Annotated in this window: 35 protein-coding genes; 11 read left to right on the top strand and 24 right to left on the bottom strand. The window is 69.2% G+C overall.

Annotated features, from left to right (window positions below; all coding sequences use genetic code 11):
• Nucleotides 1–79: 79 nt before the first annotated feature.
• Together AB0C73_RS27035 and AB0C73_RS27030 are read right to left on the bottom strand one after the other, a co-directional pair.
• Nucleotides 80–1666 carry a M48 family metallopeptidase gene (locus AB0C73_RS27035; RefSeq protein ID WP_362535045.1) on the bottom strand — a complete coding sequence of 529 codons (1587 nt, stop codon included), beginning with the start codon at nucleotides 1664–1666 and terminating at the stop codon, nucleotides 80–82.
• A gap of 220 nt (nucleotides 1667–1886) precedes the next feature.
• Complete coding sequence (locus tag AB0C73_RS27030; protein WP_362535042.1) at nucleotides 1887–2993, bottom strand: hypothetical protein; 1107 nt, start codon at nucleotides 2991–2993, stop codon at nucleotides 1887–1889.
• 93 nt (nucleotides 2994–3086) lie between these two features.
• Between AB0C73_RS27030 and AB0C73_RS27025 the strand changes: the two genes are divergently transcribed.
• The gene (locus tag AB0C73_RS27025) at nucleotides 3087–4241 is read left to right on the top strand and encodes a cystathionine gamma-synthase (protein ID WP_362535040.1); all 1155 of its coding nucleotides are present in this window, start codon (nucleotides 3087–3089) and stop codon (nucleotides 4239–4241) included.
• Between the two features lie 58 nt (nucleotides 4242–4299).
• Here AB0C73_RS27025 and AB0C73_RS27020 read toward each other — a convergent pair whose 3' ends face one another.
• From AB0C73_RS27020 to AB0C73_RS27005, 4 genes are read right to left on the bottom strand one after another with little or no spacing between them, the layout of a single operon-like run.
• Entirely contained in the window at nucleotides 4300–4491 is a 192-nt protein-coding gene (locus AB0C73_RS27020) for a DUF1059 domain-containing protein (RefSeq protein ID WP_362535037.1), read from the bottom strand.
• Between the two features lie 54 nt (nucleotides 4492–4545).
• Complete coding sequence (locus AB0C73_RS27015) at nucleotides 4546–4797, bottom strand: hypothetical protein (protein ID WP_362535035.1); 252 nt, start codon at nucleotides 4795–4797, stop codon at nucleotides 4546–4548.
• The gene (locus AB0C73_RS27010) at nucleotides 4794–5240 is read right to left on the bottom strand and encodes a sigma factor-like helix-turn-helix DNA-binding protein (RefSeq protein ID WP_362535032.1); all 447 of its coding nucleotides are present in this window, start codon (nucleotides 5238–5240) and stop codon (nucleotides 4794–4796) included. The genes AB0C73_RS27015 and AB0C73_RS27010 overlap by 4 nt, the downstream gene beginning before the upstream one ends.
• Nucleotides 5241–5297: 57 nt before the next feature.
• A complete protein-coding gene (locus tag AB0C73_RS27005) occupies nucleotides 5298–5858 on the bottom strand; it encodes a MarR family transcriptional regulator (RefSeq protein ID WP_362535029.1) in 561 nt (186 codons plus the stop codon).
• 247 nt (nucleotides 5859–6105) lie between these two features.
• On the opposite strand from AB0C73_RS27005, the gene ilvA reads away from it, so the two are divergent.
• The 4 genes from ilvA (at nucleotide 6106) to AB0C73_RS26985 (ending at nucleotide 9534) form a co-directional block, all read left to right on the top strand.
• Entirely contained in the window at nucleotides 6106–7311 is a 1206-nt protein-coding gene (ilvA, locus tag AB0C73_RS27000; RefSeq protein WP_362535181.1) for a threonine ammonia-lyase, read from the top strand.
• Between the two features lie 173 nt (nucleotides 7312–7484).
• The gene (locus AB0C73_RS26995) at nucleotides 7485–8549 is read left to right on the top strand and encodes an ATP-binding cassette domain-containing protein (protein ID WP_362535026.1); all 1065 of its coding nucleotides are present in this window, start codon (nucleotides 7485–7487) and stop codon (nucleotides 8547–8549) included.
• The gene (locus tag AB0C73_RS26990; protein ID WP_362535024.1) at nucleotides 8546–8746 is read left to right on the top strand and encodes a hypothetical protein; all 201 of its coding nucleotides are present in this window, start codon (nucleotides 8546–8548) and stop codon (nucleotides 8744–8746) included. Before AB0C73_RS26995 ends, AB0C73_RS26990 begins: the two co-directional genes overlap by 4 nt.
• A gap of 5 nt (nucleotides 8747–8751) precedes the next feature.
• Nucleotides 8752–9534, top strand: a complete 783-nt coding sequence (locus tag AB0C73_RS26985; protein WP_362535178.1) for an ABC transporter permease — start codon at nucleotides 8752–8754, stop codon at nucleotides 9532–9534.
• A gap of 90 nt (nucleotides 9535–9624) precedes the next feature.
• Here AB0C73_RS26985 and AB0C73_RS26980 read toward each other — a convergent pair whose 3' ends face one another.
• Both AB0C73_RS26980 and AB0C73_RS26975 read right to left on the bottom strand, forming a co-directional pair.
• Nucleotides 9625–10164, bottom strand: coding sequence for a GNAT family N-acetyltransferase (locus tag AB0C73_RS26980; RefSeq protein ID WP_362535176.1), 540 nt, complete (start codon nucleotides 10162–10164; stop codon nucleotides 9625–9627).
• Nucleotides 10165–10166: 2 nt separating this feature from the next.
• Nucleotides 10167–11459, bottom strand: a complete 1293-nt coding sequence (locus AB0C73_RS26975) for an XRE family transcriptional regulator (RefSeq protein ID WP_362535021.1) — start codon at nucleotides 11457–11459, stop codon at nucleotides 10167–10169.
• A 175-nt stretch (nucleotides 11460–11634) separates the two neighbouring features.
• On the opposite strand from AB0C73_RS26975, the gene AB0C73_RS26970 reads away from it, so the two are divergent.
• The 6 genes from AB0C73_RS26970 (at nucleotide 11635) to AB0C73_RS26945 (ending at nucleotide 16429) form a co-directional block, all read left to right on the top strand.
• Nucleotides 11635–12135: an ATP-binding protein gene (locus AB0C73_RS26970; protein WP_362535019.1), complete on the top strand. Its 501-nt coding sequence runs from the start codon at nucleotides 11635–11637 to the stop codon at nucleotides 12133–12135.
• A gap of 262 nt (nucleotides 12136–12397) precedes the next feature.
• The gene (locus tag AB0C73_RS26965; protein ID WP_362535016.1) at nucleotides 12398–12937 is read left to right on the top strand and encodes an NUDIX domain-containing protein; all 540 of its coding nucleotides are present in this window, start codon (nucleotides 12398–12400) and stop codon (nucleotides 12935–12937) included.
• A 483-nt stretch (nucleotides 12938–13420) separates the two neighbouring features.
• Complete coding sequence (gene tgmA / locus AB0C73_RS26960) at nucleotides 13421–13687, top strand: putative ATP-grasp-modified RiPP (RefSeq protein ID WP_362535013.1); 267 nt, start codon at nucleotides 13421–13423, stop codon at nucleotides 13685–13687.
• Nucleotides 13688–13692: 5 nt separating this feature from the next.
• Nucleotides 13693–14649 carry an ATP-grasp ribosomal peptide maturase gene (gene tgmB, locus AB0C73_RS26955; protein ID WP_362535174.1) on the top strand — a complete coding sequence of 319 codons (957 nt, stop codon included), beginning with the start codon at nucleotides 13693–13695 and terminating at the stop codon, nucleotides 14647–14649.
• Entirely contained in the window at nucleotides 14646–15860 is a 1215-nt protein-coding gene (tgmC, locus tag AB0C73_RS26950) for an ATP-grasp peptide maturase system methyltransferase (RefSeq protein WP_362535010.1), read from the top strand. The genes tgmB and tgmC overlap by 4 nt, the downstream gene beginning before the upstream one ends.
• Nucleotides 15861–16216: 356 nt before the next feature.
• Nucleotides 16217–16429, top strand: a complete 213-nt coding sequence (locus tag AB0C73_RS26945) for a hypothetical protein (RefSeq protein ID WP_362535008.1) — start codon at nucleotides 16217–16219, stop codon at nucleotides 16427–16429.
• A 52-nt stretch (nucleotides 16430–16481) separates the two neighbouring features.
• Here the strand turns inward: AB0C73_RS26945 and AB0C73_RS26940 are convergent, their stop codons facing one another.
• The 16 genes from AB0C73_RS26940 to AB0C73_RS26865 form a co-directional block, all read right to left on the bottom strand.
• Nucleotides 16482–16871, bottom strand: a complete 390-nt coding sequence (locus AB0C73_RS26940) for a hypothetical protein (RefSeq protein WP_362535005.1) — start codon at nucleotides 16869–16871, stop codon at nucleotides 16482–16484.
• Nucleotides 16871–17224, bottom strand: coding sequence for a hypothetical protein (locus AB0C73_RS26935; RefSeq protein ID WP_362535002.1), 354 nt, complete (start codon nucleotides 17222–17224; stop codon nucleotides 16871–16873). Before AB0C73_RS26935 ends, AB0C73_RS26940 begins: the two co-directional genes overlap by 1 nt.
• The gene (locus tag AB0C73_RS26930; protein WP_362534999.1) at nucleotides 17221–18405 is read right to left on the bottom strand and encodes a hypothetical protein; all 1185 of its coding nucleotides are present in this window, start codon (nucleotides 18403–18405) and stop codon (nucleotides 17221–17223) included. The genes AB0C73_RS26935 and AB0C73_RS26930 overlap by 4 nt, the downstream gene beginning before the upstream one ends.
• A 2-nt stretch (nucleotides 18406–18407) precedes the next feature.
• Complete coding sequence (locus AB0C73_RS26925; protein ID WP_362534996.1) at nucleotides 18408–18611, bottom strand: hypothetical protein; 204 nt, start codon at nucleotides 18609–18611, stop codon at nucleotides 18408–18410.
• Nucleotides 18611–18817 carry a hypothetical protein gene (locus tag AB0C73_RS26920; protein ID WP_362534993.1) on the bottom strand — a complete coding sequence of 69 codons (207 nt, stop codon included), beginning with the start codon at nucleotides 18815–18817 and terminating at the stop codon, nucleotides 18611–18613. Before AB0C73_RS26920 ends, AB0C73_RS26925 begins: the two co-directional genes overlap by 1 nt.
• Nucleotides 18814–19131: a hypothetical protein gene (locus AB0C73_RS26915; protein ID WP_362534990.1), complete on the bottom strand. Its 318-nt coding sequence runs from the start codon at nucleotides 19129–19131 to the stop codon at nucleotides 18814–18816. Before AB0C73_RS26915 ends, AB0C73_RS26920 begins: the two co-directional genes overlap by 4 nt.
• Before the next feature lie 2 nt (nucleotides 19132–19133).
• Nucleotides 19134–19595, bottom strand: coding sequence for a toprim domain-containing protein (locus tag AB0C73_RS26910; RefSeq protein ID WP_362534987.1), 462 nt, complete (start codon nucleotides 19593–19595; stop codon nucleotides 19134–19136).
• A gap of 31 nt (nucleotides 19596–19626) precedes the next feature.
• Nucleotides 19627–20046, bottom strand: a complete 420-nt coding sequence (locus AB0C73_RS26905) for a CHC2 zinc finger domain-containing protein (protein WP_362534984.1) — start codon at nucleotides 20044–20046, stop codon at nucleotides 19627–19629.
• Nucleotides 20043–20186, bottom strand: a complete 144-nt coding sequence (locus AB0C73_RS26900) for a hypothetical protein (RefSeq protein ID WP_362534982.1) — start codon at nucleotides 20184–20186, stop codon at nucleotides 20043–20045. Before AB0C73_RS26900 ends, AB0C73_RS26905 begins: the two co-directional genes overlap by 4 nt.
• Entirely contained in the window at nucleotides 20183–20554 is a 372-nt protein-coding gene (locus AB0C73_RS26895; RefSeq protein ID WP_362534980.1) for a hypothetical protein, read from the bottom strand. The genes AB0C73_RS26900 and AB0C73_RS26895 overlap by 4 nt, the downstream gene beginning before the upstream one ends.
• A 16-nt stretch (nucleotides 20555–20570) precedes the next feature.
• Nucleotides 20571–21359, bottom strand: a complete 789-nt coding sequence (locus AB0C73_RS26890) for an AAA family ATPase (RefSeq protein WP_362534978.1) — start codon at nucleotides 21357–21359, stop codon at nucleotides 20571–20573.
• 354 nt (nucleotides 21360–21713) lie between these two features.
• Nucleotides 21714–22151 carry a hypothetical protein gene (locus AB0C73_RS26885; RefSeq protein WP_362534975.1) on the bottom strand — a complete coding sequence of 146 codons (438 nt, stop codon included), beginning with the start codon at nucleotides 22149–22151 and terminating at the stop codon, nucleotides 21714–21716.
• A gap of 31 nt (nucleotides 22152–22182) precedes the next feature.
• Entirely contained in the window at nucleotides 22183–22323 is a 141-nt protein-coding gene (locus AB0C73_RS26880) for a hypothetical protein (RefSeq protein WP_362534972.1), read from the bottom strand.
• On the bottom strand, nucleotides 22320–22814 hold the full coding sequence (locus AB0C73_RS26875) for a hypothetical protein (RefSeq protein ID WP_362534970.1): 495 nt from the start codon (nucleotides 22812–22814) through the stop codon (nucleotides 22320–22322). Before AB0C73_RS26875 ends, AB0C73_RS26880 begins: the two co-directional genes overlap by 4 nt.
• A gap of 31 nt (nucleotides 22815–22845) precedes the next feature.
• Complete coding sequence (locus AB0C73_RS26870; RefSeq protein WP_362534967.1) at nucleotides 22846–23826, bottom strand: hypothetical protein; 981 nt, start codon at nucleotides 23824–23826, stop codon at nucleotides 22846–22848.
• Nucleotides 23823–24053 (bottom strand): hypothetical protein, encoded by a 231-nt coding sequence (locus AB0C73_RS26865; protein WP_362534964.1) that lies wholly within the window; start codon nucleotides 24051–24053, stop codon nucleotides 23823–23825. Before AB0C73_RS26865 ends, AB0C73_RS26870 begins: the two co-directional genes overlap by 4 nt.
• Between the last annotated feature and the right edge of the window lie 207 nt (nucleotides 24054–24260).

Here is a 24260-nt window from a genome sequence, read left to right as displayed (position 1 = left end):
GGGGCACGGGGGGCAGGGGGCAGGGGATGCCGGGGTACGGGGGAGAGATACGTGGGCGTGGGCGTGGGCGGTACGGGCGTCAGCGCGTCGCGAGCGGGGCGAGCAGGGCCCGCAGCGGGGCCGTGTCCGGGAGGTCCGCGGTGGCCGCGTCCAGGGCCGCGGTGAGCTGCTCGGGGGTGCCGTCCGGCAGGTCGAGGGTGGCGGGGCCGGTCCAGGAGAGCTGCCAGCGGGCCTGCCCCGAGCGGAGGAGTTCCTCGGTGACCATGGCCGACAGACCGCGGCGCAGCCCGGGGCGGGCGAACTCGCGGGCCGCGCGGCCGGTGGCGGCCGAGGCCTCCTCGGACCGGGGCAGCCGGCCGGCGATCTCCCAGGCCCGGCCCGCGTCGATGGCGTCGAGCAGGGCCGGGAGGTCCGCCCCGTCGGCCGCCGCGCGCAGCTCCTCGGTGCCCTGGGCGACCCGGGCGCTCATCGACTCGTGGACCAGTTCCGGCCACGCCAGACGGCGCATCCGCCGGGCCTCGGGGGTGAGCGAGACGTCCTCGACGGCGGCGAGCGCCGTGTCGGGCGCGGTGAGCAGGGCGAGCGCGGGCCCGGTGCCCTCCGCCGAGCGCCCGTCGTCGGGCAGCGCCTCGATGCGGGCGACGCGCTCGGCCATCGGCGGGTGGGAGTCGTACGGCGAGGCGGGCTCCTGGGGCAGTTCCTCGCGCAGCCCGGCCAGCTCCTCGGCGCGGGCGGCGAGCAGATGCCGTACGCCGCCGAAGACCTCGCCGCGCGCGGGCAGCAGCCCGAACTCGGTGCCGAGGGTGGCGTAGGAGGAGAGGTAGAAGTCGTGGGCCGCGTCGAGCGCGGGGATCGCGCGCAGCGCCCGCGCGGTGGCGTCGCGGCCCGCGATCCCGGCGGCGGCCAGGTCGGCGGCGAGCTCCTGGCGGCGGGCGCCGGACAGGGTGGCGCGCAGGTAGAGGTTTCCGTAGGCGGTGTAGATCTTCGCCATGGTGCGGTAGGTGATGCCGGCGCCCGCGGTGTCGATCTCCTTGGCCGCCTTGCCCTTGGCGAGCCGCTTCTCGGCCTTCTGCTCCTGGCGGGCCCGCTCCTGCGCGACCTTGGCGTCGGCCTTCGCGTGGAACATCTCGATCATGCGCGCGACCTGCACGCGCCCGCGTGCGGTGAGCGCCGAGAGGCGGGTGTCGGCGTTGCCGTAGTGGCCCAGTTCGTGGGCGAGGACCGCGCGCAGTCCGGCCTCGTCGAGGCCGGACATCAGCGGCAGCCCGACGTACATCCGGCGCCGTCCGCCGATCAGTCCGAGGAGGCGGGCGTCCTCGCCGACGGCGGCGTTGACGTCGGCGGTCAGCCGGATCTCGTCGGGGGCGCGGGTGCCGACCCGCTCGGCCAGTTCGCGGACGGTCGCCCACAGGCGCGGCTCGTCGGCCTCGGTGACCGGGAGCCCGCCGGGCTCGCCGTCGCGCGGGGTGCGCAGCATGAACATGCCCTGGACGACGGGGATCGCCAGGACCACGCTGACGAAGAAGATCTTGAGCCGGGCGGCGCCCGGCGCCCACACCCAGGCCGCCCAGTCGATGCCGCCGAGAGCGGCGAGCAGCAGCAGGCTGAGCAGATAGAAACCGGACAGCAGTACGAACGCGCGTGCAGCGCGCAGAGTCGCGCCCATCGGGCAGAGTCCCCCCACGGGAAATACGGAACGTCGAGCAACGTCGAGCTTCGAGCTTCGGTCTTCGAACAGGCGTCGGACTTCGAGCTTCGAGCTTCGAGCTTCGAACCTCGAATGTCGATGCTTGTTCGAACAGTGTGGGGGGAAGCGGAGTATCACCTACGCGCGGGTACGGCGTCCAGGAGATTCCGTACCGCCTGTCAACCGGCTCCCGCCCCGCTCACCCCGGCAGCGTCGCCGGGCTCCCGCCCGCCGACTCGTACCCGGCCACCACCAGGTTCCGGTGCACCGTGTACGCGAGCGCCGGGTCCTCGTTCAGCGTCCACGGCAGCGCGCCCACGTAGCCGTCCACCCGCACCAGCAGCTGCATGGCCTCGGCCCAGCGCTCCTGCCCCATCAGGAACTCGACGAGCAGATGGCGTACATGCGCGAGCATCGGGTCGTCGGAGCGCGCCGAGTGCACCGCGTACATCGCACCCTCGACCGCCTTCGACACCACGGCCGTACGGTAGAAGTCGACGCCGACCACGAACTCCGGCCGGTTCTCGAACACCGCGAACAGCGGCAGCGCGGCGAGCAGCGAACCGCGCGGGGCGCGCGCCGCGGCCGTCGTCGCGAAGTGGTCCGCCTCCTCGCGCGAGCCGTGCCACTTCTCGCACCAGTAGTGCAGCGCCGCCAGATGCGCCCCCATGTGCTCCGGCGCGCGGTCGATCACCTTGGCCCAGAGCAGGTCGAACTCCTCGTGGGAGTAGCCGAGTCCACGGGCCACGGCGAGCTGCGAGATGTACGGCACGGGGTCGCCCGGGGCGAGCGCCGCGGCCTGCTCGGCCGCCGCCCGCGCCTCCTCCAGGATCACCCGGAAGTCCTGCGTGCCGGCCGTCGACGTGCGCCAGGCCTGCTGCACCAGGAACTCCGCGTACACCTGCGCGCAGCCCGGGTCCTCGGGCGCCTCGGCCCGCCACGAGCGCAGCCACGCCGCGCCCACCTGGGGCTTCTCGGCCAGTTCGAGCGAGGCCGCGCCCGCGAAGGCCTGCACCCGCTGCCAGCGCACCTCGCCCTCCGGCACCGTCCCCTTCAGAAGCTGCGAGGCCGCCCGCCAGTTCTGCGTCGCCTGCACCACGTCGAGCACGTCGAGGAGATCCCGGTCCGGCCCCGGCAGCCGTACGTCCTGCTCCTCCTGGCGCAGGAACCCGTACGCCGCGGGGTCCGCCGCGTCCGGCGATCCGGGAGCCACCTGGCGGATGCCGCCGGCGCGCCGGCGGTACACGAGGGGGCCCAGGACACCGATGATCATGCCGAGGGCGATCAGGAACCACAGAATCTCCATGCGCCCATTGTCCAGGACGCCCCCGGACACCTGATGAGACGGGCCGTCCCATCAAGCGGCGACCGGGGCCCCGCACGACTACGCTCCTGCCTCATGAGCGACCTGCACTCCCACCAGAACTTCGAGACCCGCGCCATCCACGCGGGCAACACCGCCGACCCGCTGACCGGCGCGGTCGTCCCGCCCATCTACCAGGTGTCCACCTACAAGCAGGACGGTGTGGGCGGGCTGCGCGGCGGATACGAGTACAGCCGCAGCGCCAACCCCACCCGGACCGCCCTGGAGGAGAACCTGGCGGCCCTCGAAGGCGGCCGCCGCGGCCTCGCCTTCGCCTCCGGCCTCGCCGCCGAGGACTGCCTGCTCCGCACCCTCCTGGTGCCCGGCGACCACGTCGTCATCCCCAACGACGCCTACGGCGGCACCTTCCGCCTGTTCGCCAAGGTCGTCCAGCGCTGGGGCGTGGACTTCTCCGTCGCCGACACGTCCGACGTGGCCGCGGTGCGCGCCGCGATCAACGACCGCACCAAGCTGATCTGGGTGGAGACCCCCTCCAACCCGCTGCTCGGCATCACCGACATCGAGGCCGTCGCGGGCGTGGCCCGCGAGGCCGGGGTGAAGCTGGTCGTCGACAACACCTTCGCCTCGCCGTACCTCCAGCAGCCGCTGTCCCTCGGCGCGGACGTCGTCGTGCACTCGCTCACCAAGTACATGGGCGGCCACTCGGACGTCGTGGGCGGCGCCCTGGTCGCGGCCGACGCGGAGCTCGGCGAGGAACTGGCGTACCACCAGAACGCGATGGGCGCGGTCGCCGGCCCCTTCGACTCGTGGATCGTGCTGCGCGGCATCAAGACGCTCGCCGTCCGCATGGACCGGCACAGCGAGAACGCCGGCAAGGTCGTCGAGATGCTGACCCAGCACCCGAAGGTCACCCAGGTCCTCTACCCGGGCCTCGCGGAGCACCCGGGCCACGAGATCGCGGCCAAGCAGATGCGCGCGTTCGGCGGCATGGTGTCGTTCCGCGTCCAGGGCGGCGAGGAGGCGGCGGTCGAGGTCTGCAACCGCGCCAAGCTCTTCACCCTGGGCGAGTCCCTCGGCGGCGTCGAGTCGCTGATCGAGCACCCGGGCCGGATGACCCACGCGAGCGTCGCGGGCTCGGCCCTGGAGGTCCCGGCGGACCTGGTCCGTATCTCCGTCGGCATCGAGAACGCCGACGACCTGATCGCGGACCTGCGCGAGGCGCTGGGCTAGTCCTCCGGGCTGTACGGGTACGGGCCGGCCTCCGCTGCGGGGGCCGGCCCACGCGCGTTCAGGAGCCGGGTACCGGGTCCTTCATGCTCGCCTTGACGTCCTCTCTCAGCTGGGGGCTGTCGGTGTGCCCGTGCACGGAGATCACGTGCGCGATGGCCGCCTTCAGGAGTTCGTCCTCCTCGCCCGCCATGTACATCGAGCAGTTGGAGACGCTGGGGAAGTCCCGGCAGTCGGTTGCTTTCCTGGCCATGTCGACCTCCTGTCAAGCCCCCCGCAGGCTCCTCTTTCCAGGCTAGGCCCGTCCTCACCAGCCTTCGAGCGGAGGCGTCACGTCCGCAGGCGGGACCTCCCAGGGGCGGGCCACCGAGGCCCAGACGAGGAAGGCCAGGACGGCGAGCGCGAGCAGCGTCCAGCCGAGCCGGCGCAGGGCCCGCGCCCTGCGCAGCAGCCGTACGCCGCGGGCCACCGCCCGGGCCGCGAGGTCGTTGGGAACGTGCGGGTGGCCGGAGGCGATCATCCGGCGGACCTCGTCCTCCTTGCGCTCGTGCCGGTTCACGAGGCCGCCCGCAGCGCGCTCACGGACCGCGCGCAGATCGCCCGTACCCGGTCCTCCGGCACCCCGAGCAGCGCGGCGGTCTGCTCCTCGGCGACGCCCTCGTACAGCCGGAGCACGACGACCAGGCGTTCCTGCGGGGTCAGCGCCGAGAGCACCCCGCCGCGGCCCTTGTGGTGGCGCCAGGCGGTGCGGGCGAAGCGGGTCGCGAGATCGGAGCGCGTGAACTCGTACGGATCCTCGCCGCGCAGCCGGTCCCAGTGGGCGTAGGTGTGGGCGAGGGCGGCGGTGAGCAGCGCCTGGGCGAGCGGATTGCGGGCCGCGGGCTCGGTGGTGAGCAGCGTCGCGGCATGGAGCAGCCGGCCCGACGCCCCGGCCGCGAACGCGTTGAACTCCCGGGTGCGGCGCGCGTGTTCGCCGGTCTGGCCGTCTGCGGGCTCGTGCACGTCCTCAGTTGAGTCCGGCGTACGGCCCGGGTCAAGCCCCGTGGACGGGGCTCAAGGTCACGACTTGGACGCGGCGGCGTCGCTGCCCGTACCGGCACCCGTACCGGCACCCGTGCCGCTGCCCGCTTCGGTGGCGGCCGGCAGGCCCGACTGGCGCGCCGAGAGCGCGGAGTTGAAGCGGGTGAGCAGCGAGCAGAACGACTCGCGCTCGGTGGGCGTCCAGCTCTCGGTGAGCTCCCTCATCAGCTGCCGGCGCGAGGCGCGCACCTCCTCCAGGCGGGCCTGGCCGCGCGGCGAGAGCTGAAGGACCACCGCGCGCCCGTCCTCGGGGTGCGAGGTGCGCTTGACCAGACCGGTGTCGACGAGCGGGGCGACCTGCCGGGTCACGGTCGAGGAGTCGATGCCCATGCCCGCGGCGAGCGCCTTGACGCCCATCGGGCCTTCCAGGTCGAGCCGGTTGAGCAGCAGATAGGCAGCGCGGTCCATGGAGTTGCGGAGCTGCCCGGTGCCGCCGAGGCGGGTCTGCTCGGCCCGTCGCGCGAAGACGGCCACCTGGTGCTGGAGGGCGTCGAGGAGACCGGGGTCGAACTCAGGCGTCATGTCCGGAGTTGGGGGCATGGCTGTGGGGGCTCTCTCGTGCGACGGGCGTGTGGTGGGGGACAGAGTACGCGGCCCGGACCGGGTCCGTACCGGCGCTGCACGATCCGGGTACGAACGGGGTGCGGCGGGGCTGCGCCGGAGGGCCGTCGGCCCTGTGAGCTGCGAGACTTCGGTCATGAGCTTCGGTACGTCAGACCCCTTTCATTTCGCTCACCGCCCCGGTCCGCACGCGCGCCCGCAGGCGCATCCGTACGCGCACGCGCTGATGCTCGACGACGTGCGCGGCGCGCAGAAGATGCTGGCCGGGGTGGCGCGGACGACCGCGATGGAGGGCAGCCGTCATCTGTCCGCCCTGGTCGGGGCGCCGGTCCACCTCAAGTGCGAGAACCTGCAGCGCACCGGGTCCTTCAAGCTGCGCGGCGCGTACGTGCGGATCGCCGGGCTGCGGCCCGAGCAGCGGGCCGCCGGGGTGGTCGCGGCCTCGGCCGGCAACCACGCGCAGGGCGTGGCGCTCGCCTCGGCGCTGCTCGGGGTGCACGCCACGGTGTTCATGCCGGTCGGCGCCCCGCTGCCGAAGGTGGCGGCGACCCGCGAGTACGGCGCGGAGGTGCGGCTGCACGGGACCGTGGTCGACGAGACGCTCGCGGCGGCCGAGGACTACGCGCGGGAGACCGGCGCGGTGTTCATCCACCCCTTCGACCACCCCGACGTCATCGCCGGGCAGGGCACGGTGGGCCTGGAGATCCTGGGGCAGTGCCCGGAGGTCCGGACGATCGTCGTGGGCATGGGCGGCGGCGGGCTCGCGGCGGGCATCGGGCTCGCGGTGAAGTCGGTACGGCCCGATGTGCGGGTGATCGGCGTGCAGGCGGAGGGCGCGGCGGCGTATCCGCCCTCGCTGGCGGCGGGGCATCCGGTGGCCATCGAGTCGCCGGTGACGATGGCCGACGGGATCAAGGTGGGACGGCCGGGGGATGTGCCGTTCGCCCTGGTCAGGGAGTACGTGGACGAGGTGCGTACGGTCTCGGAGGACGCGCTCTCCTCGGCGCTGCTGCTCTGTCTGGAGCGGGCCAAGCTGGTGGTGGAGCCGGCCGGGGCGAGCCCGGTGGCGGCGCTGCTCGCCGACCCGGCGGCGTTCCGCGGCCACGGCCCGGTGGTCGCGGTGCTGTCCGGCGGCAACGTCGACCCGCTCCTGCTGCAGCGGGTGCTGCGCCACGGCATGGCGGCCGCGGGCCGCTATCTGAGCCTGCGCCTGAAGGTGACCGACCGGCCGGGCACGCTGGCGACGCTGCTCGCGGTCCTGACGGTGGTGGACGCGAACGTCCTGGACGTGAGCCATGTACGGACCGATCCGCGGCTCGGGCTCACGGAGGCGGAGGTCGAACTGCACCTGGAGACGAAGGGCCCGGAGCACTGCGAGGAGGTCACGGAGGCGCTGCGGGACGCGGGGTACACGGTGCTCGGACTGGCCTGAGCGGCCCGGTCCGATCCCCGTCAGGGCGTGTCGCGTGTCGGGGTCGGCGTAAAACGCTTGTGTGTCGCGATGTATCGCGTTAGCGTGTGGTCCAGGTCACTCGAACGCCGGGCGCTGCCCGTCCGGCGTACCTAAACTTGGACAGAACCTCTCACATCACCTGGGAGAAACGCATGCCAGGCGCGATTCACGCCGAAGGTCTGGTGAAGACCTTCGGCGACGTACGAGCCCTGGACGGGGTGGACCTCGACGTACCCGAGGGCACCGTCCTGGGCCTGCTCGGCCCGAACGGCGCGGGGAAGACGACCGCCGTGCGCGTCCTCACCACCCTCCTCAGACCCGACAGCGGCCGGGCCGTCGTCGCCGGGCTCGACGTGCTCAAGCACCCCGACGAGGTGCGCCGCTCGATCGGCCTGTCCGGCCAGTTCGCCGCCGTCGACGAGTATCTGACCGGCCGCGAGAACCTCCAGATGGTCGGGCAGCTCTACCAGATGAACGCCCGGGCGGCGAAGGCCCGCGCGGGCCAGCTCCTGGAGCGCTTCGACCTCGCCGACGCCGCCGACCGGACCGCCAAGACCTACTCGGGCGGCATGCGGCGCCGCCTCGACCTGGCCGCCGCGCTCGTCGTCTCCCCGCCCGTGATGTTCATGGACGAGCCCACCACCGGCCTCGACCCCCGCAACCGGCAGGCCCTGTGGGAGATCATCCAGGAACTGGTGGCCGCCGGCACCACCCTCCTCCTCACCACGCAGTATCTGGAGGAGGCCGACCACCTGGCCCACGACATCTGCGTGGTCGACCACGGCAAGGTCATCGCCCACGGCACCTCCGACCAGCTCAAGGCCCAGACCGGCGGCGAGCGCGTCGAGGTCGTCGTCCACGACCGCGACACCATCCCCGCCGCCCGCGACGTCCTCGCCCGCTACGGCACGGCGGGCATCGGCCACGGCGACATCACCGTCGAGGACCACACCCGCAAGCTCACCGTCCCGGTCACCGGCGGCGCCAAGCTCCTCGCCGAGGTCATCCGCGACCTGGACGCCGTCGGCGTCGAGATCGACGACATCGGCCTGCGCCGCCCCACCCTCGACGACGTGTTCCTCTCGCTGACCGGCCACGTGGCGGAACAGGCGGAGGAGAACGGCGAGGGGAAGACGGCCGAGGCGAAGAAGTCCCGGGCGGAGAAGCCCCGGTCGGAGAAGAGCGGGTCCGAGAAGCGGAAGGAGGCCGTCAAGTGACCGCGGTGACCGACACCCTGGCCAAGCCGCAGCGGCGCGGCGCCATCGCCCAGTCGATCAGCGACTCGCTGGTCGTCACCAGGCGCAATCTGATCCGCATGCTGCGCATCCCGAATCTCGTTCGCAGAGTTGAGTTTCATTACAGCTGCGTAAGCGCAGGTCAGCGGGCGTTCACCGGGAAGGGGCAGGTCGCATGAGCATGATGGCCGACTCCCTGGTAATCGCCCGCAGGAACTTGATTCGCATGTCCAGGATTCCCGAGATGTTGATCTTCGGGGTGATCCAGCCAGTTATGTTCGTGGTGCTGTTCAGCTTCGTCTTCGGCGGCTCGATGACCGTCGGGGGCACCACGGACCCGCAGACCTACCGAGAGTTCCTGATGGCCGGCATCTTCGCCCAGACCGTCACCTTCGCCACGGCGGGCGCGGGCGCGGGCATCGCCGACGACATGCACAAGGGCCTGATCGACCGCTTCCGCTCGCTCCCGATGGCCCGGGGCGCGGTACTCACCGGCCGCACCCTCGCCGATCTCGTGCAGACCGCCCTCACCGTCGTCGTCCTGGCGGTCGTCGCCCTGCTGGTGGGCTGGCGCATCCACGAGGGCGTCCCGAAGGCCCTCGCCGCCTTCGCGCTGCTCCTGCTCCTCGGCTATGCCTTCTCCTGGATCGGCGCCCTGATCGGCCTCTCGGTGCGCACCCCGGAGGCGGCCACGTCCGGCGGACTGATCTGGCTCTTCCCGGTCACGTTCATCTCGATCGCGTTCGTGGACTCCGCGCAGATGGCCAGCTGGCTCCAACCGATCGCCGAGTGGAACCCGTTCAGCGCGACTGTGCAGGCGTGTCGCGAGCTGTTCGGGAACCCGGGGGTCTCCACCTCCGACGCCTGGCCCATGGTCCACCCGGTATGGGCGTCGATCATCTGGTCGGTGCTGATCATCGCGGTGTTCCGGACGCTGTCGGTACGGAAGTACCGCCGAGCTGAGTGAAGTCATGCGGACAGACACCAGAGGCCCCCAGGTTACTCCGTGGGGGCCTCTTGGCGTGTGCCCGCGCCTTCCGACCGAAGCCAGCGCTGGCTAGTGCGTGTTCCGCCCCATGCAGACAAGCCACGGAGAGTCTGGGGAGGGCTGGACGACCCCGATTTCCTGGTAGCCCCAGCCCTCGTACAGCCGCATGACCTTGCCGTCGCCTGCGCTCGGGTTGACCATGAGCGTCGTGTGGGGCTCCGTACGGTGATTCATGAGTTCGTCGTGCATTTGTCGTGAGACGCCTATCCCGCGCCAGGCCGGGATCACGCCGATCTCCTTCACGGCGATGGCGTCCTTTGAGGCGTACTTGCTGGGGGCCGGCGTGGTCATCCTCTTCCACCAGCGGTCTCCCGGGGCCACGGTGTTGCCATAGGCGTATCCGATGGGCTTTCCGTCGGCGGGATCGTGCCCGACGACCGCACCCCAGCCTGGTTCGGCACCATGGCGATCCAGCCTCTCCAGAAACACGTCGAGCCGGTAGTTCGGGTGCTCCAGCAGTTCAGCGCGTACCTGCGCGTACAGCCCACCAAGCACAGTCCGCACCTGGGGCGTGAGAGTGGTGTGATGTTGCAGGCGAGCCGTGCGCATCGTCACTCGCGGTTCTCCTTGATCTCTCGAACATGCTCCCGCCACGTCACGGCGAAGGGGCTATCTGGCGCGATGTCGGACAGCCGTGCACCGAAGCCGGCCAGCATTCCGATCACGCGGGGGTGGTTGGCCGCGGAATCCTCGGGGACTCTCAGAGCTGTCGTGACGGCTGCTTCGACTTCGCCCTGTTCGAGCTGCGCTCTGGCGAGCCGAGTCGTGGCAATGGCTCGGGATCGACGCATGTGGGGGCGGAGATTAGCAAGGCATCGGTGCCCATGCGATTCCGCCTCGGCCCACATGCCGAGGCTGAGGTATGCCGACATGGCCAAGGAGTTGATCTCGGCCTCGTCGTAGAACGCGAGCAGCCACGACGGCCGCCCCGGGTCGTCACTTCGCTTGGAGCGGTGCCAGGCTTCTTCGGCTTGCTGGAAGGCGCGCTTCGCGGCCCTGCGGTCTCCGGCCGCCGCGTGGATCGCTCCGTGGCGAGCGAGCCCGAGAGAAGCGAAGACGGAGTCACGCCGAACGATGCCGAGACGTCGCGCAACCATGTTGGCGGCGTCCGCTTCCCCCGGCCTGCCCATGTGCCGGTACATGGTCCCGGCGTGGCTCCAGATGCGGAACTGGATCGTCTGGTCGCAGCTCATGGTCGCGATCTCCGCGGCCTTCCGCAGGTGATCTTCGGCGGCATCAAAGCGACGGCCGTCGATGGCCGCCCACATCGCGGATGAGCGGAACGCGGCAGCCGCCCCGTAGAGGGCCCCCCGCACCCGCTGTGAGGCCGCCCCAGCCCCCTGCAAGGCCAGTGCTTCGTCAGCAAGCCGCTCTGACGCCTTCTCGATTCCGAGCTGGCCACCATGCCTGTGATCTGAGGCGATGATCTCGTCGAAGCTCTGTCGAACCCGGGCCACATCGGACATGCCGACCCTGCGCCGGGCGCCGGCGACGGCTGGGGCGGCGGTGCCGATCGCTGCGGAGGCTGCGATTGCGACTGTGCCGAGGGAGAAGTCCCGACGATCCACTGGCGGCTCCTCAGACGTCCGAAAGGTGGCGCGACTACGACGCCTGAACCCTAGTTCCAGGGCGCTCCTGCCCGATACAAGCTCGATGGCTCGAAGCTGCGGACCGTTCGGGCACCTGACGCGCCCCGAGCGCCAGTCGCGAATGTTGGAGCCTTCAAGGCCCCCCATCCTGCCTGTGAGCTCTCCTACGGCCTGATTAACCAGCTCAGCGACCTCGCGGGCCGATAAGTTCGCCTCTTTCATCCAGTCCACGAACGCGCTGTTTCGCTTGTCCACGGGTCCACGTTAGGACTCGACGCCAACCCCGCGCACTTAAAGGAAGCGTCAAATCGCCCTAGGCAACGCCGCGTTCGGGGGCCTTGATCGCCCTACCTGTCGTTGCCGGTGAGGCGTTGACTGGGCATCAGCCAGCACCCCTTCGGCAACTCGGTTCGCGCTCCCCCAGCGCGGGGTGGTGGCTAGGAGGAGCACACCCAGCCTCGCCCCCCGTCGGGGCTGGGTGTCTCACCACCTTGGAGGGATTCCCGTGAGTACGACTGTGATCAAGCCCGTGGCAACTGGAGAACCCGGCTACAGCTCCAACTTCGCGTGCAACCCCGAGTCCGTCCGCGGGGCGCGTGGCCTTGTTCAGTCTGCCCTTCAGACCTGGGGCATGGGGCACATCGCGCCCGAGGCTCTGGTTGCCGTTTCAGAACTGGCCGGCAACGCGGTCGTGCACAGCGGGGGAACCGAGATGAAGGTGTGTGTGCAGCGAGCTGGACCGAGCCGCATCCGCATCGAGGTCACCGACAGTTCGAAAGTGCTGCCGCGCCTGGAGTGCCCTCAGCCCACCGACGAGTCCGGCCGTGGACTTGCCCTCGTCGACATCCTGTCCGACCGGTGGGGCGCGGAGGACTTCGCTGGCGGAAAGCGCGTGTGGGTGGAGATTTCCAGCGCGGCGAGGACCGAGTGAGTAAGGCCGTCCTGATCTCCTGGGGCGAACCGGGGGAGCGGCCCTTCAACGAGGTCGTCCGGGACTTCACGACAGGTCGCGCCCTCATGGTCCGCTGCCCCCTCCCCGAGTGTCGGCAGCTCGTGCAGGTAACGCGGCACAGGCGCCTCGCCCGCCACGCACGCTCGGACGCCGAGCCGCCCTGCGACTTGTCCGGCAGCGAGGTTTTCGACCGCACATCAATCAAGCCAACTCACACCCCATAAACCGGAAGGGGTCACTTGTGGCCGTCAGAGACAGCGATGTCGTCAAGACGCTCAGCAGCTACATGCACGAGCGCCCCCGCGAGCGCATGGCGCTCATGCCGCTGTACGACGCCCTGCGGGATCACGCCGGCAGGCGCGGATGCAGTCACGGTGGGAGGTGCCCGATGATCACGGCGGGGGCGATCGTCGTTGACGAGCAGAACCGCGTGTTGGCTCTGCGGAACGAGACCCGCTGGGCGCTGGCAGAGGGCCTTCCGGAGGACGGCGACGACTCGCTCGACGAAGTGGCATTGCGCGTGCTGCGCGAGGAGGCGGGGCTTTACGGCGTGTGGACCATGCCGGGCGTCGAGGGGCCCATCCTGATCGACGCTCGGCAGGCGGCCCCGGAATTCGGCCCCCGTCTGCGTATCGGGTTTCGCTTCCTCTTCCGGGCTCACTCGGAGGCCCTCCTGCCGACGGTGATCGATCCCAAGAGAGCGGGCTGGGTTGCGTTCAACGAGATCAGCATTCCTGGCGTTGCCGAGCGGGCCGAGCAGTACCTCGGGGTGTTGACGTGAGCCACCGGTCTTCTCAGCTCGCCTACGTGATTTCCCTGGCCGTCATCGGCGGGGCCCTCCTCGTCGGCATCTTCTGGGGCGACGGTGGCTAGGCCGAGCGGTACGCCGGCCCCCATTACGGCCATCGAGGTCTTCCCGTACGAGCTGGAGCTGCTCGACCTCGTCCCCTTCCGCGGGAAGTATCGCCAGATCGTCGATCTGCGAAGGTCTGGCCCCTCCGCCAGGTTTCTCGCCTTCCATGACGGCACCAAGGGCGTGGCTCGCCAGCGATGCATCGCGTACCGGCGTACCAGCTCCAGGCCGACAGAAGGCAGCAACGTCGCCTCCTAAGACCCCCCGCCCGCCCCTTCGGAAGCCAGGTCAGGCCCGAAGAGGGTAGGCCCCCAAGCTCCGCTCGTCCCGGTCAGGCCCTCGTCTGCGGGGACCGTCCCGAACCGGGACGAGCGGTTCCTGCACCACTCCGCTTACAAGCAAAGGAGTCCCATGACCACCTCTGTTGCGCCCTCCGTCTCGACGCGTCCGTGGGGCGCGAACCGACTCTCCCCCTACCCGACCACGATCCGCCGGCCTCACGTGTCGGTCTCCATCGACCCCACCACGCAGCTCGGTGTCTTCCTCGACCGCGAGGGCCGCGTCGTCGAGATGGGGCAGCACGGCACCAGCACCGGCACCGAGACCTCGACGGTCACCAGCCCCGACGGCCAGTCTGGCAACGACCAGGGCAGCGACCAGGACAGCAACCAGGACTGATGACCGTGACCGAGAAGAGGCCGGTGCTCGTGGCCACCGAGGCGGATGACATCACCGCCGACATGGTGATCGCGGAACTCAACCGGCTCGATGTGCCGGTAGTCCGATTCAACCCGGCTGACATCGGGACGGACCTGACGGTCTCGGCTCGGTTCGGCACGTGCCCGGCCCCTGTGGCCGGGCACGTGCGTACCCCGTCGAGAACCGCCAACCTCGCCGACGTGCGCGCGGTCTACTGGCGCCGCCCCATCTGGCCGACCTTTCCCGCCCTAGCAGAGCACGACGCCCAGTTCGCTGCGGCGCAGGTCCGATACGGCCTGGGGGGCTCCCTGTACGCGATGGAGGGCCCTCTCTGGGTGAATCACCCCCTCCGTGTAGCGGCTGCCGATTACAAGCCCGCCCAGTTGGCTCTGGCCCAGCGCCTCGGCCTCACCGTCCCGCCCACCCTCGTGACCAACGAGCCTGACGAGGCCCGCAAATTCACCTCGTCGCACGATCGGGTGATCTACAAAACCCTGCGCTGGACGCCCTACCAGCGAGACGGCGTCCCGATGGCGGGATGGGTCGACGTGGTCACCGCCACGGAGATCGACGAGAGCCTCAAGGCGGCGCCTCACCTGTTCCAGGCTGTAGTGGACAAGGCGGCCGACCTGCGCGTCCTGATCGTCGGCCGGCAGGTGTTCGCCGTACGGATCACGTCCGACCTTCTGGACTGGCGCAAGGACTACTCGGCTCTGTCCTACGACGTGGTAGACCTGCCCGGCACGGTCGAGAAGGCGCTCCTGGCCTACCTGGAGCAGTACGGGCTGGCCTCCGGCAGCTTCGACCTCGCCGAGGACCAGAAGGGCGACCTGTGGTGGCTGGAGCTCAACCCCAATGGCCAGTGGGGTTGGCTGGAGCCGCAGACCGGTTTGCAGATGTCCGCCGCGTTCGCGGCCCTACTGGCAGGAGAGACCGCATGACCGACACTGCACCTGAACGGCGACGGCTCGCCGCCCAACTCGTCGAGGGCGGCGCCCTCAAGACGCCGGAATGGCGGGCGGCCGTGGAAACGGTGCCTCGTGAACTCTTCCTGCACCCCGGGGTCTTCCTGCCCGAGGGTCCCCTGTGGCGGCCCGTGACGGCGGTCGGCTCTGACCCTGCGGAGTGGGTCCGGACCGCGTACACCCTCGACACCCTGACCACCCAGCTCGACGGGCACCTCACCGCCGACCAGGTGAGCGAACCCGTGCCGGGGCTGCCGACCTCCTCTTCCACGATGCCGGCCCTCGTCGTGAGCATGCTCGAAAGCCTGGACGTGGAGGACGGCCACCGAGTCCTGGAGATCGGCACCGGCACTGGATACTCGGGTGCCCTCATGTGCCACCGTCTCGGCCAGGACAACGTGACCACCGTCGAAGTGGACCCAGAGGTCGCCGCGCGAGCGGATGCCGCCCTGGAAGCGGCGGGCTTCTCCACGTGGACGGTGACTGGTGACGGTCTCCTCGGGCACCCCAGGCGCGCACCGTACGACCGGCTCATCGCCACCTGTCTGGTCCGGCGCATCCCCTACACATGGGTGCAACAGACCAAGCCGGGCGGAATCATCCTGGCCACGCTCGGCTCCTGGGCGAACGGCTGCGGCCTGGCCAAGGTGACCGTGAACGAGGACGGCACGGCCGAGGGTCGCATCATCGGGAAAGCCAGCTTCATGCAGGCCCGCTCCCAGGCCACCACGCCCGTGTCCGGCGATCTCTCGGCCCGCGCCGCCTACGCCGACAGCGAGCGGCAGACGAAGGTGTCGCCGCTCATGATGGACGAGTGGATGCCAGCCTTCATCACCCAGCTTGCGGCACCCGGTGCTCAGCTCGTCCGTGCCAGGACGAGCGAGGGTGGACAGCTCCTCTACCTCTTCGATCCCGAGCGGGAATCGTTCGCCGAGTTCATCGACGACGGCGAGAGCTGGCGCGTTCGGCAGGGTGGACCCGCGACCCTGTGGGATGACGTCGAGGAGTCCCTCGTCGCCTGGCAGGTAGCCGGCAGCCCGGACATCACCTCCGTCCGCCTCCACGTCACCAAGCACGGTCACACGTACTGGATCGGCGGTCAGCAGATCACGACCCGCACGTCATCCCACTGGCTCAGCGACGGGTCGGCGCTACGGTGGCAACATTCGCTGGTCGATCGACCGTAGCCGCCTCAACTCAACGACAAGCCCCCGGCGTTGGCCGGGGGCTTCGTCGTGTCGCGGTTTCTCCTCGCGCTGTCGCGTTGTGCTAGCTTGGGGGCCTGCGTGCCCCCTTTGGAGGCTAACGAGCGAACGTGCCAGCAGCCGGCGCGGACGCACGAACTCGCAGGGACCTGGCCCCTCAGTAGCGGGCCAACCAGATCCGCCACACGGGTCCTGTTGATGGCTGCTCGACAGAACTCGACCGAAGTGCTCCCAGTCCGCCAAGAGCGGAGCGCTTCACGCCACCTGTGTTTACGCCTGGTGGTCGGTCGAGTCTGTCGCGATTCGCCGACCACCCTCAGATGAGGGGATTCGAGTAGGTGAACGTCAGTCGTCCGGCCGCTGTCGTGATGTGGTTCATGGCCTCCGTGATTGGCGGCCTCCTGTGCGGGATCGCTGCGGCCATCCTGGGCGAGGCAGTGCCGACCAGCGTCGTGTGGGGTGGTGGCGGCTTTATCGGAGTCGGCACCCTGGGCCTCGGCGTCCTCGCTTTCCTTGCCGGCGGCGGACAGGGCGGCCCGCCCGCCCCTTGAGTGGAAGCCCCCCGGGCCGACGTGTCTGGGGGGTTTCCCCAGTCCTTGCTCGCTACGCGGCGGCCGGCTCCGGAAGGGAGTCGTACCCGTCCACGTAGGTCTCGCCGTTCAGCCAGGCCGTCAGCTTCCCGACGCCTCGCTCGTGCCGCCGCATCGCGGTCGACGCCTCGACGGACTGGAAGGCGGCGATCACCTTCAGCTCCAGGTCCAGGACGTGCCGCATGAGTACGGCCTGCCTCTCGACGAGGGAGAGGTCCGTGTCCCGCCAGGCCCGCCGGACGTCCGACAGGGCCGCGAAGATCGAGTTCCCCTTGCTCGGGTCCGAGTAGCCCTTGGGCATCCCGTCCTCGACGTACACCTCAGCCTTGATCCCGTACGCCGCCTCGGCGTCGAACAGGTAGGGAAGGACCTGCTCGACATCAGCGCGCTGGTAGCCCCCCATCAGGCAGCCGCCCCAGTGACCACCTCGTACGAGGTGCTGCGCGAGCGGTACTTCGCCTCGGTGCGAACCTTCGTCGTCAGGAGCTGCACGAGCCGGTGGTACAGCACCCCCGGACCCAGCTCGGGGTCGTCCAGGCACTCGGCGAGCCGGCGGTTCGTGGCCACCAGGATCAGGCCCTCTTGGATGGCGTCGTCCCGCTCGATCGTCCGGGTGCTGCCGTATTTGTCGGCCATGTGCCAGGCGGCCCGCTCCACCACCTTCAGCACCTCGGGGTCCCGGGTGCGGGACCAGTCGGCGTACGCGGCCTCTGCGTTGGTGGCCGCCGTCTCCTCGATGTCGATCAGGTTGATCAACCGTGCACTACCTCCTTCACGGGCACCCGCCCGTCCTTGGTCACTGCGACGATCAGGCCCGGTGCCCCCGTCGTCCCCTTGGCGTGCCGCCACCACGTCGACTCGCTCTCCATGGCCGGCGGCTGGAGGAACGTGCGGTGCCCGTCGGTGTCGACATGCTCGTGATGCAGGTGGCCGGCGAGCAGAAGGTCCGCCTGGTGCATCGCGGACTCGCGGTTGAACGCCTGCCCCTTCCACCACTCGAAGTGCTTGCCCGGCCTCCACTGGTGGCCATGGGCGTGCGCCGCGACCGTGCCCGAGCAGTCGACGACGACCGTCAGCTCGTCCGTGTCGGGCACGAAGAACTCGACGTGACCGAACAGGCCCGGATTGAGGTCTGCGGCATCCTTGACCGCGATCAGGGACTCGGTGTCGTGAGAGTCGTCGTACCTCGTCACGCCCTTGCCGTTGATCCTCACGGCTTCGCCGTGGTTGCCCGGCACGGCGGCCATCGTCAGGCGCTCGACCAGCGGCGCGAACGTGAGCATCGCGTGCAGCTTCACCCGGCGGTCGAGGCGGATCTGCTCGGTCAGCGTGAGCGGCGTCCGCCACACGTTCGCGCCGCCCTGCGACTGGAAACCTTCGATGTGGTCACCCAGCCAAGCAACGTGAACGTGTCCGACATCGAACCGGCTCCGGTACCAGGTCAGACGCTCCGCGGCCTCGTTGATGCACTCGACCGTGCGCTGGAGCGTGCCCTCCACGCCGTCGCCGTCGATTTTTCCGAACTGCATGTCGCCGAGGGCGATCACGAACGAGTGGTCACCGCCAGCCCGGCGAGGCGGGCCCGGCTCGTACGCCTGGATCGTGGCCAGAAGGTCGTCGATCGCGTAAGTCTCCTCGACGAGGCCCTGGCGGGCGAAGGTGAAGCGGGTCGACACTCCCGTGTCCCCGTTGGCCATCGTCCACTCAGAGGAGCGGAAGCCGGTTGCCCGCCACTCGGTGGGATCGAGGCCCTGTGCGCGCAGGTAGGCGGTTGCGGCGTCCTCGTCGACCCCGTCAGCCGGCCCTCGCACGGTGACGGCCGCCTGGTCGCCGGTCACCTCGATCTGCTTCGTGAAGTCCTTGTCGGGGTCCGTCGTCCTGGCGGGGACGCTCGGCCCGACGGGCTTCGCCAGAAGCTCGTCCTTCAGCGTCGTCACTCTCACACTCCCTCTGGCGCGAGGGAGCGCCGGTAAGTTCGGATGGTCGTTGCGGACACCTCGTGTCCGTGTTTGCGCAGGGTGGTGGCCAGCCAGTCGGCCGACGTGCCCCCGAAGAGGTGGTCGAAGAAGAGGTCGCGCTCGCGGTCGCTGAGGGCGGCCCAGATCTGCGCGAGGGAGGGGCCCGGGTTCCCGGGGAGGGGCACTAGATCACCCCCATCTCAGAGATCCAGTACGCCTGAACCAGCTCGAACGTCTCCTCGCGGGTGAACCCCTCCTCGCGCAGCGCCTTGCGCAGGTCGCCCACGATGGACGCGGCCCGCCGCACGCTGGAGTAGAAGTCGATCGCGATCTCTCCGCCGAGCAGCTCGCCAAGGTTTTCCGGGACCTCGAAGTCGTTCGGTTCGCTCATCGGCCGGCCTTGTCGATGCGCTCGATCTCACCGAGGGCTGCGGCGGCGAGCTGAACGAGCGCGGGCCGTATCGCCAGGCCGGTGGCGGCGCCGACCTCGAAGGTCAGGGACAGCAGGAGGGAGTCCAGGCTGCCGGTCTTCTCGAACTCGCCGCCCCAGGCCGCCGCACGGCCTTCGTGTGCAGTCATCCGCTTCTTGGGGGTGCTGGTCTTCGCGGCGTAGTTGGGGATCTCGGGTCGGACCTCCTGCTCGACGACCCGCACCAGGGGGTCGACCTTGCGGGGGGCTCGCTTCGGCTTCGTCGTCTGTTCCACTATCACACCTCGTCGTCGATAAGAGACAGGACGGCTTCAGCGCCCCCTGCCAGGTAGGTCTCGGTTACGTCGCCCACGCGCAGCCGCATGGCCTGCGCCGTGCGGAGCTGGCGGCAGATCTTCGAGGAGAACTCCGCGCCCGCCTCGTCGGGGTCGCCCCACACGCGGACCTTGGAGAAGCCGGCCAGCATCCTCCGGTGCCTGCCCTGCCACATGTTGGCGCCGGGCGCGGCGACCGCGAACAGGCCGAGCTTGCGCAGGATCGCGCGGTCCAGCTCGCCTTCCGTGATGTCGATCGTGTCGCCGGCCTGATGGATGGCGTCGATGCCGTACATGCGCGGGATGTCGTCCTTGATCGTGTTGTACTTGCCGTGGAAGAAGTCCCGGTGGTTGTGCTCCTGGAGGCAGCGAAACCGGATCGTCAGCGGCTTGCCGCCCTTGTCCAGGTAGGGGATCGCGAGCATCCCCCGGTACTTCCCGTGACCCGGGAACGGATCAGCGACGACGCCAAGTCGGGCGGAAACTGCCTCCTCCCGGCCGAGCCCCCTTGCGTGGAGATACTGAGCGACCTCCGCCGTAAGCGCTCCTTCGTACGCCTGGGTCGCTTCCTCCAGCAGCGCCCGCTGGGAGGCCGAGAGTGGCCGCAAGGGCTCGTGCTCCTCGGAAATCGGTCTTCTCCTTCAACATGATCATCGTGTAGCTGTCGCCGCCTTCTCCGCAGGAGTGGCACTTCCAGAGGCCGGCGTCGAGCTTGTAGGACATGGACGGCGTGTTGTCGTCATGGAGAGGGCACTTGGCCATCCCTGTGTTGCGCTCCGAGTTGAAGTCGACTTCGAAGTGCTCCATCACTGCTTCGAGGCTGGGCTTGTTCTCGTCGTCGCCGTGCTCGCGCTCGCCGATGCGGCGGTACCTCACGGCCCCACCCCCAGCCACTCCTCGACGGCCAGGACCAGGGCGAGGTCGGCCTCCGGGTCGTCGATGTACCCCCGGAAGGCTTCTGCCTCGTCCCAGGCGCGCTCGTAGTCGACGGCCTCCCAGCCGATGAACCCGATCACTTCGAGTCCAGGCCGAGGTAGCTCTCCAGCGTGGTCAGGACGTACGCCTGCCGCCAGGACTTGCCTCGGGCCTTCACGACGGCGATCGACAGGACCGCCTTCTCGTCGAGGCCGCGGTGCTTGGCGAAGTTCAGGCGTTCGACGCCGGCCTCTCGGACGAACGTCGCCGGTTCGAGCTTGGCGTTCTTCGCCTCGATCACCAGGAACTCACTGCCGAGCCGGAGGACCATGTCGCCCTCGTCCTCGGCGCCGGCCAGGCGCAGGGACTCGACGTCGAACCCCTCGCTGCGCAGGCCGTCCCGCAGGTCGCTCTCCCACTGGGAGCCCTTGCGCTTGTTGCGCTTGTTCCGCGCTGAAGTATCCGTCACTTTATCACACCCTGTCCTAAGAACCGAGGAGCACCTTCGTCGGGCTCCACTCCTCCTGTGCGGCCGGCTGCTTGGCGGCCTGGATGATCTGCCTCGGCTCCGCGCGGCGGAAGCGCGTGTACTTGGGCTCGCAGATCATCGTCGTGTAGCGCTGTGCGGTCGGATCGCACGGGCCCATGCGCTGCTTGATGCACGCCACGTGGTACGCCATCGACGTCGGGTCGAGGGCCACGGACAGCGACAGCTCGGGCTTCTCCGACAGGCCGCCCTTGACCTGGTCGCGGCTCGGCGGGTTCCACGGAGAGGTCTTGGCCTCCCATGCCTTGTCGCTCGCGTGGTGCAGGATGATGACGGTTGCGCCCGTGTCGCGGGCCAGCTCGGTGCAGCCCTGCATCACGGCCATCTGCTCGGTGTAGTCCGACTCCGCGTTTTCGAAGTCCATCAGGTTGTCGAAGACGATGACCTGCGGGTACGCGTCCCACAGCTCGATGTACGCCTCCATCTCCTCGTCGATCTGCCGCCACGTGATGGGGCTGCCGAACGAGAAGGTGATCTGCGAGTCGGCCAGCGCAGCGAGGTACGCCTGCCGGTACTTCCCTCCCTCTGCCATGCCGGCCTCGACCATCTCGGTCGTGTCCCTCGTGGCCATCGACGCCAGTCGGGACGAGGCGGTGAACGCGCTCATGTCGGCGGAGAAGTAGAGGGTACGTAGATTCATCTGCGCCACCCAGAAGAGAGCGAAGCCCGACTTCTGCGTGCCCGACCGGCCGGCCACCATGACAACCTCGCCGTGGCGGGGTCGCACTCCAGCGGCGTACAGGTCGGCGAACGCCTCTATTCGAGGGAGTTCACGGCCCGACTCCGCATGGAGCGAAAGAGACCTACCAGGGGTGAGCACGTACCGGACTCCTCTCCGAGGACGACGATCCGCTGGACGCCAGCGGAAGCGATGAGGGTGTGGCAGACAGGGCCCGGGCGGCGCGTCACGTACAAGGTGGCGCCGGGCAACTCGTGCCGGTCTGCGCGGGCCGAGACTGCCTTCGCGATCTCCAGGGCCCACTGGTCCCAGGTTGGACGCACTCGGGACCTCCTTTCAGCGGGGCTTCCGCCCGCCATCGCCCTCCTTACGGGCTCGATCTGTACGTCTATCACACGTAGATCAGTCGAAGTCGGGGGCGTCGTCCAGGGCCGCCTCCGTCTTGGCCTCGCGGGCGTTGGCGTACGCGATCACCTTGGTCCGGGCGTCAGCGTCGTTGAGCGGACGCCACACCCACGCGGGGCGCTGGCCCGGCTTCTTCGGGGGAATCTGGTCGAGGGTCACGATGGTCGCGCCGCCGACGATGGTCTCCAGGTCACGAGCGAGGATGGTCTGCTCGATGCGCTGGCCCTTGGTCACCTCGGGGGTGCCGGCCGCGAGCTGGCCCTGGTCCTTGAAAACGGTGATGTCCGCGAGGACGGAGTCCTTCGGACCGTTCGGCGTCGGACGCTGACGCTCGAAGGAGTGGACCTCCACCAGGATGGCGACGGCGGACTGGTTGTCGCCGGGCTTGAACCAACCGCCGGCCTGAACGGGGATCTCGATGAGGTTGAGCGCCACTGGGCGTATCTCCTAGGTGTTCGGTGATGAGTTACTTGGTGATGCAGCGGGCCGGCATGTCGCCGACCTTGCCGAGGGTCCAGATCCCGCACGGCGCGGACGTCCAGATCAGCAAGCTGGCGATGATGCCCACGACGAGGAGCACCACCGCGGAAATCTCGGCGGGCTTCACGCGGGGAGCGACTTCCCCTTGACCTTGTAGGCGTCCATCACGGCCGGGTCGGCGAAGAACGACTGGTTCGCGGCCCAGACCTTCTTCAGGTCCGCGCGGGTGGTCTGCTTCTCGATCTCCCCGAGAATCCAGGCGCTCTTGTCCTGCTCGGGGGAGGTAGCCGGCTTGTCCGACCAGGCGCTCGACGCCTGCGGTGTGCTACCGACGTTGGCCCACGGGTCGCCCTGAGGCTTGGCCGGCGCCGCCGGCTCCTCGGCTATGACCGTCGCACCGAGCTGGGTCGCGATCAGCCCCTTGCCGTGGGCGATGTTCGTCGCGTTGACGACGATGTCCGACAGCGTCAGTCCTGTCACACTATCACTATCAAGCCCGAACGATTCGAGGATGTCCTCCCGAACCTCCCCCGATCGGCCCTTGAAGACCAGCCAAGACTCGTCGTAACCCTTGCCGTACTTGATCGTGACGGTGATGCTCCGACCCGAATCACTCACTCTCTAATGCTCCTCTCTCATGGCAGCTCAGTTACTTTATCACACCTTGAGCGGCCGAAGCCGCCCGGTTCTTACCGGTGTTCCCCGCGAACGGGCGCAGGGCCTTACGGGACTTAGATCGCATCCCCCGAATCGTCAGCGCCAACTGCGCCGCCTCCCATCCGAGGTTCAGGTCAACCCAGTGCAGGGTGCACTCCGCCCTGCCTGCCGGCAGGTGGATGATGATGCCCCAGTCCTGGTTGACGGGAGGCAGTGGTCGGTAGGCCCCAGTGGCTTCCCGTACGTCTATCACACTCTGCTTAAAGGCCGCAACCGCGGCCCTGTCGTTGACGTCCACCGGGAAACGTGTGTGGTCGTACAGCACTCCGCGCGAGTAACACGCAAGCTGCGCCGCCATCTTCAGGCCGCCGTACTCCACCGAGCCCGTCTTCAGGTCGCAGATGAAGTTGCCCGACAACGGCTCGCCATCCGGGCCGGGGCCGTCGTACTCGGCCATCCGGTCGAAGGTGCCCGCGACTCCCAGCTCGTCGACCACGACGAACTGTTCCATGGCCTTCACCGTGAGCACGGACGTCTCCATGAGGTATGCCCCCATGTCCTCGACATCCTGCGGCGAGGCGGTAGGCGGGAGCGGCTGGCCGGCGTCGACCAACTCGGACAGGTTGTGCAGGTGGGTCCCGCGCTCGCGCTTGTCGTTGGCGCCCGATGCGTCGGTGGCCTGCTCCGCGAGGAAGTTCAGCGTCTTCTTGTGCGCTGCGTCTTCGGGGTCCAGACTGCGCGCCTTATCCACGAGGTCACCGCGCTTTGCGGCGCCGACCAGGACCATGCGCTTGCCCCAGTCGATCAGGCTCGACTTGTCCTCGATGCAGTCGATGAACGTCGTCGTACGGGTGTAGCCCCTCGGCTTCCCGCCAGCCGTCGGCACGATGAGCGGACGCCCCCAGCCGTCCCGCGGAACGGCGTAGTTCGGATGGATCGGCTTCTGCGGCATCTCGATCAGGTTGAGGGTCATGCGGCCACCGCGGGCTCGCACTCGCACAGATAGGTGATGACGTTGCCGTCGTCGTCGAACTCTTCGTCATACTCGAACTGGTCGACCATCTCAAGACCGAGCTGCTTCAAAAAGACGAGCGCTTCCTTCATGATCTTGGGATCGTGGTCATGTGGGTTGGTGATCATCCGGTAGTCCTCCGACTCGGCGTCGATGAAGATGCGGATGCGCCCCTCATCTGCAACCATGTCGGCCCGCTCCAGGACTCGAATCACTCCGCGTCCCCCCTCCGTGTGTGATAGTGAGACAAGCTCGGACCGGGATGATGTCACGTGCCGGAGCCCCGCGTCAACCGTCTGACGTGGGAAGTTAGCTAAAACCTATCCCGCTTGGTGTAGCACTCAAGTAGATTTTGTGCGCATCGGAACAACATAGAGACCCCCTCTGACAGAGGG

Source organism: Streptomyces sp. NPDC048623 (genome assembly GCF_040650755.1).
GTDB lineage: Bacteria > Actinomycetota > Actinomycetes > Streptomycetales > Streptomycetaceae > Streptomyces.
The sequence above is the reverse complement of the archived record's forward strand: the minus strand, read 5'-3'. Positions and strand labels throughout refer to the sequence as shown.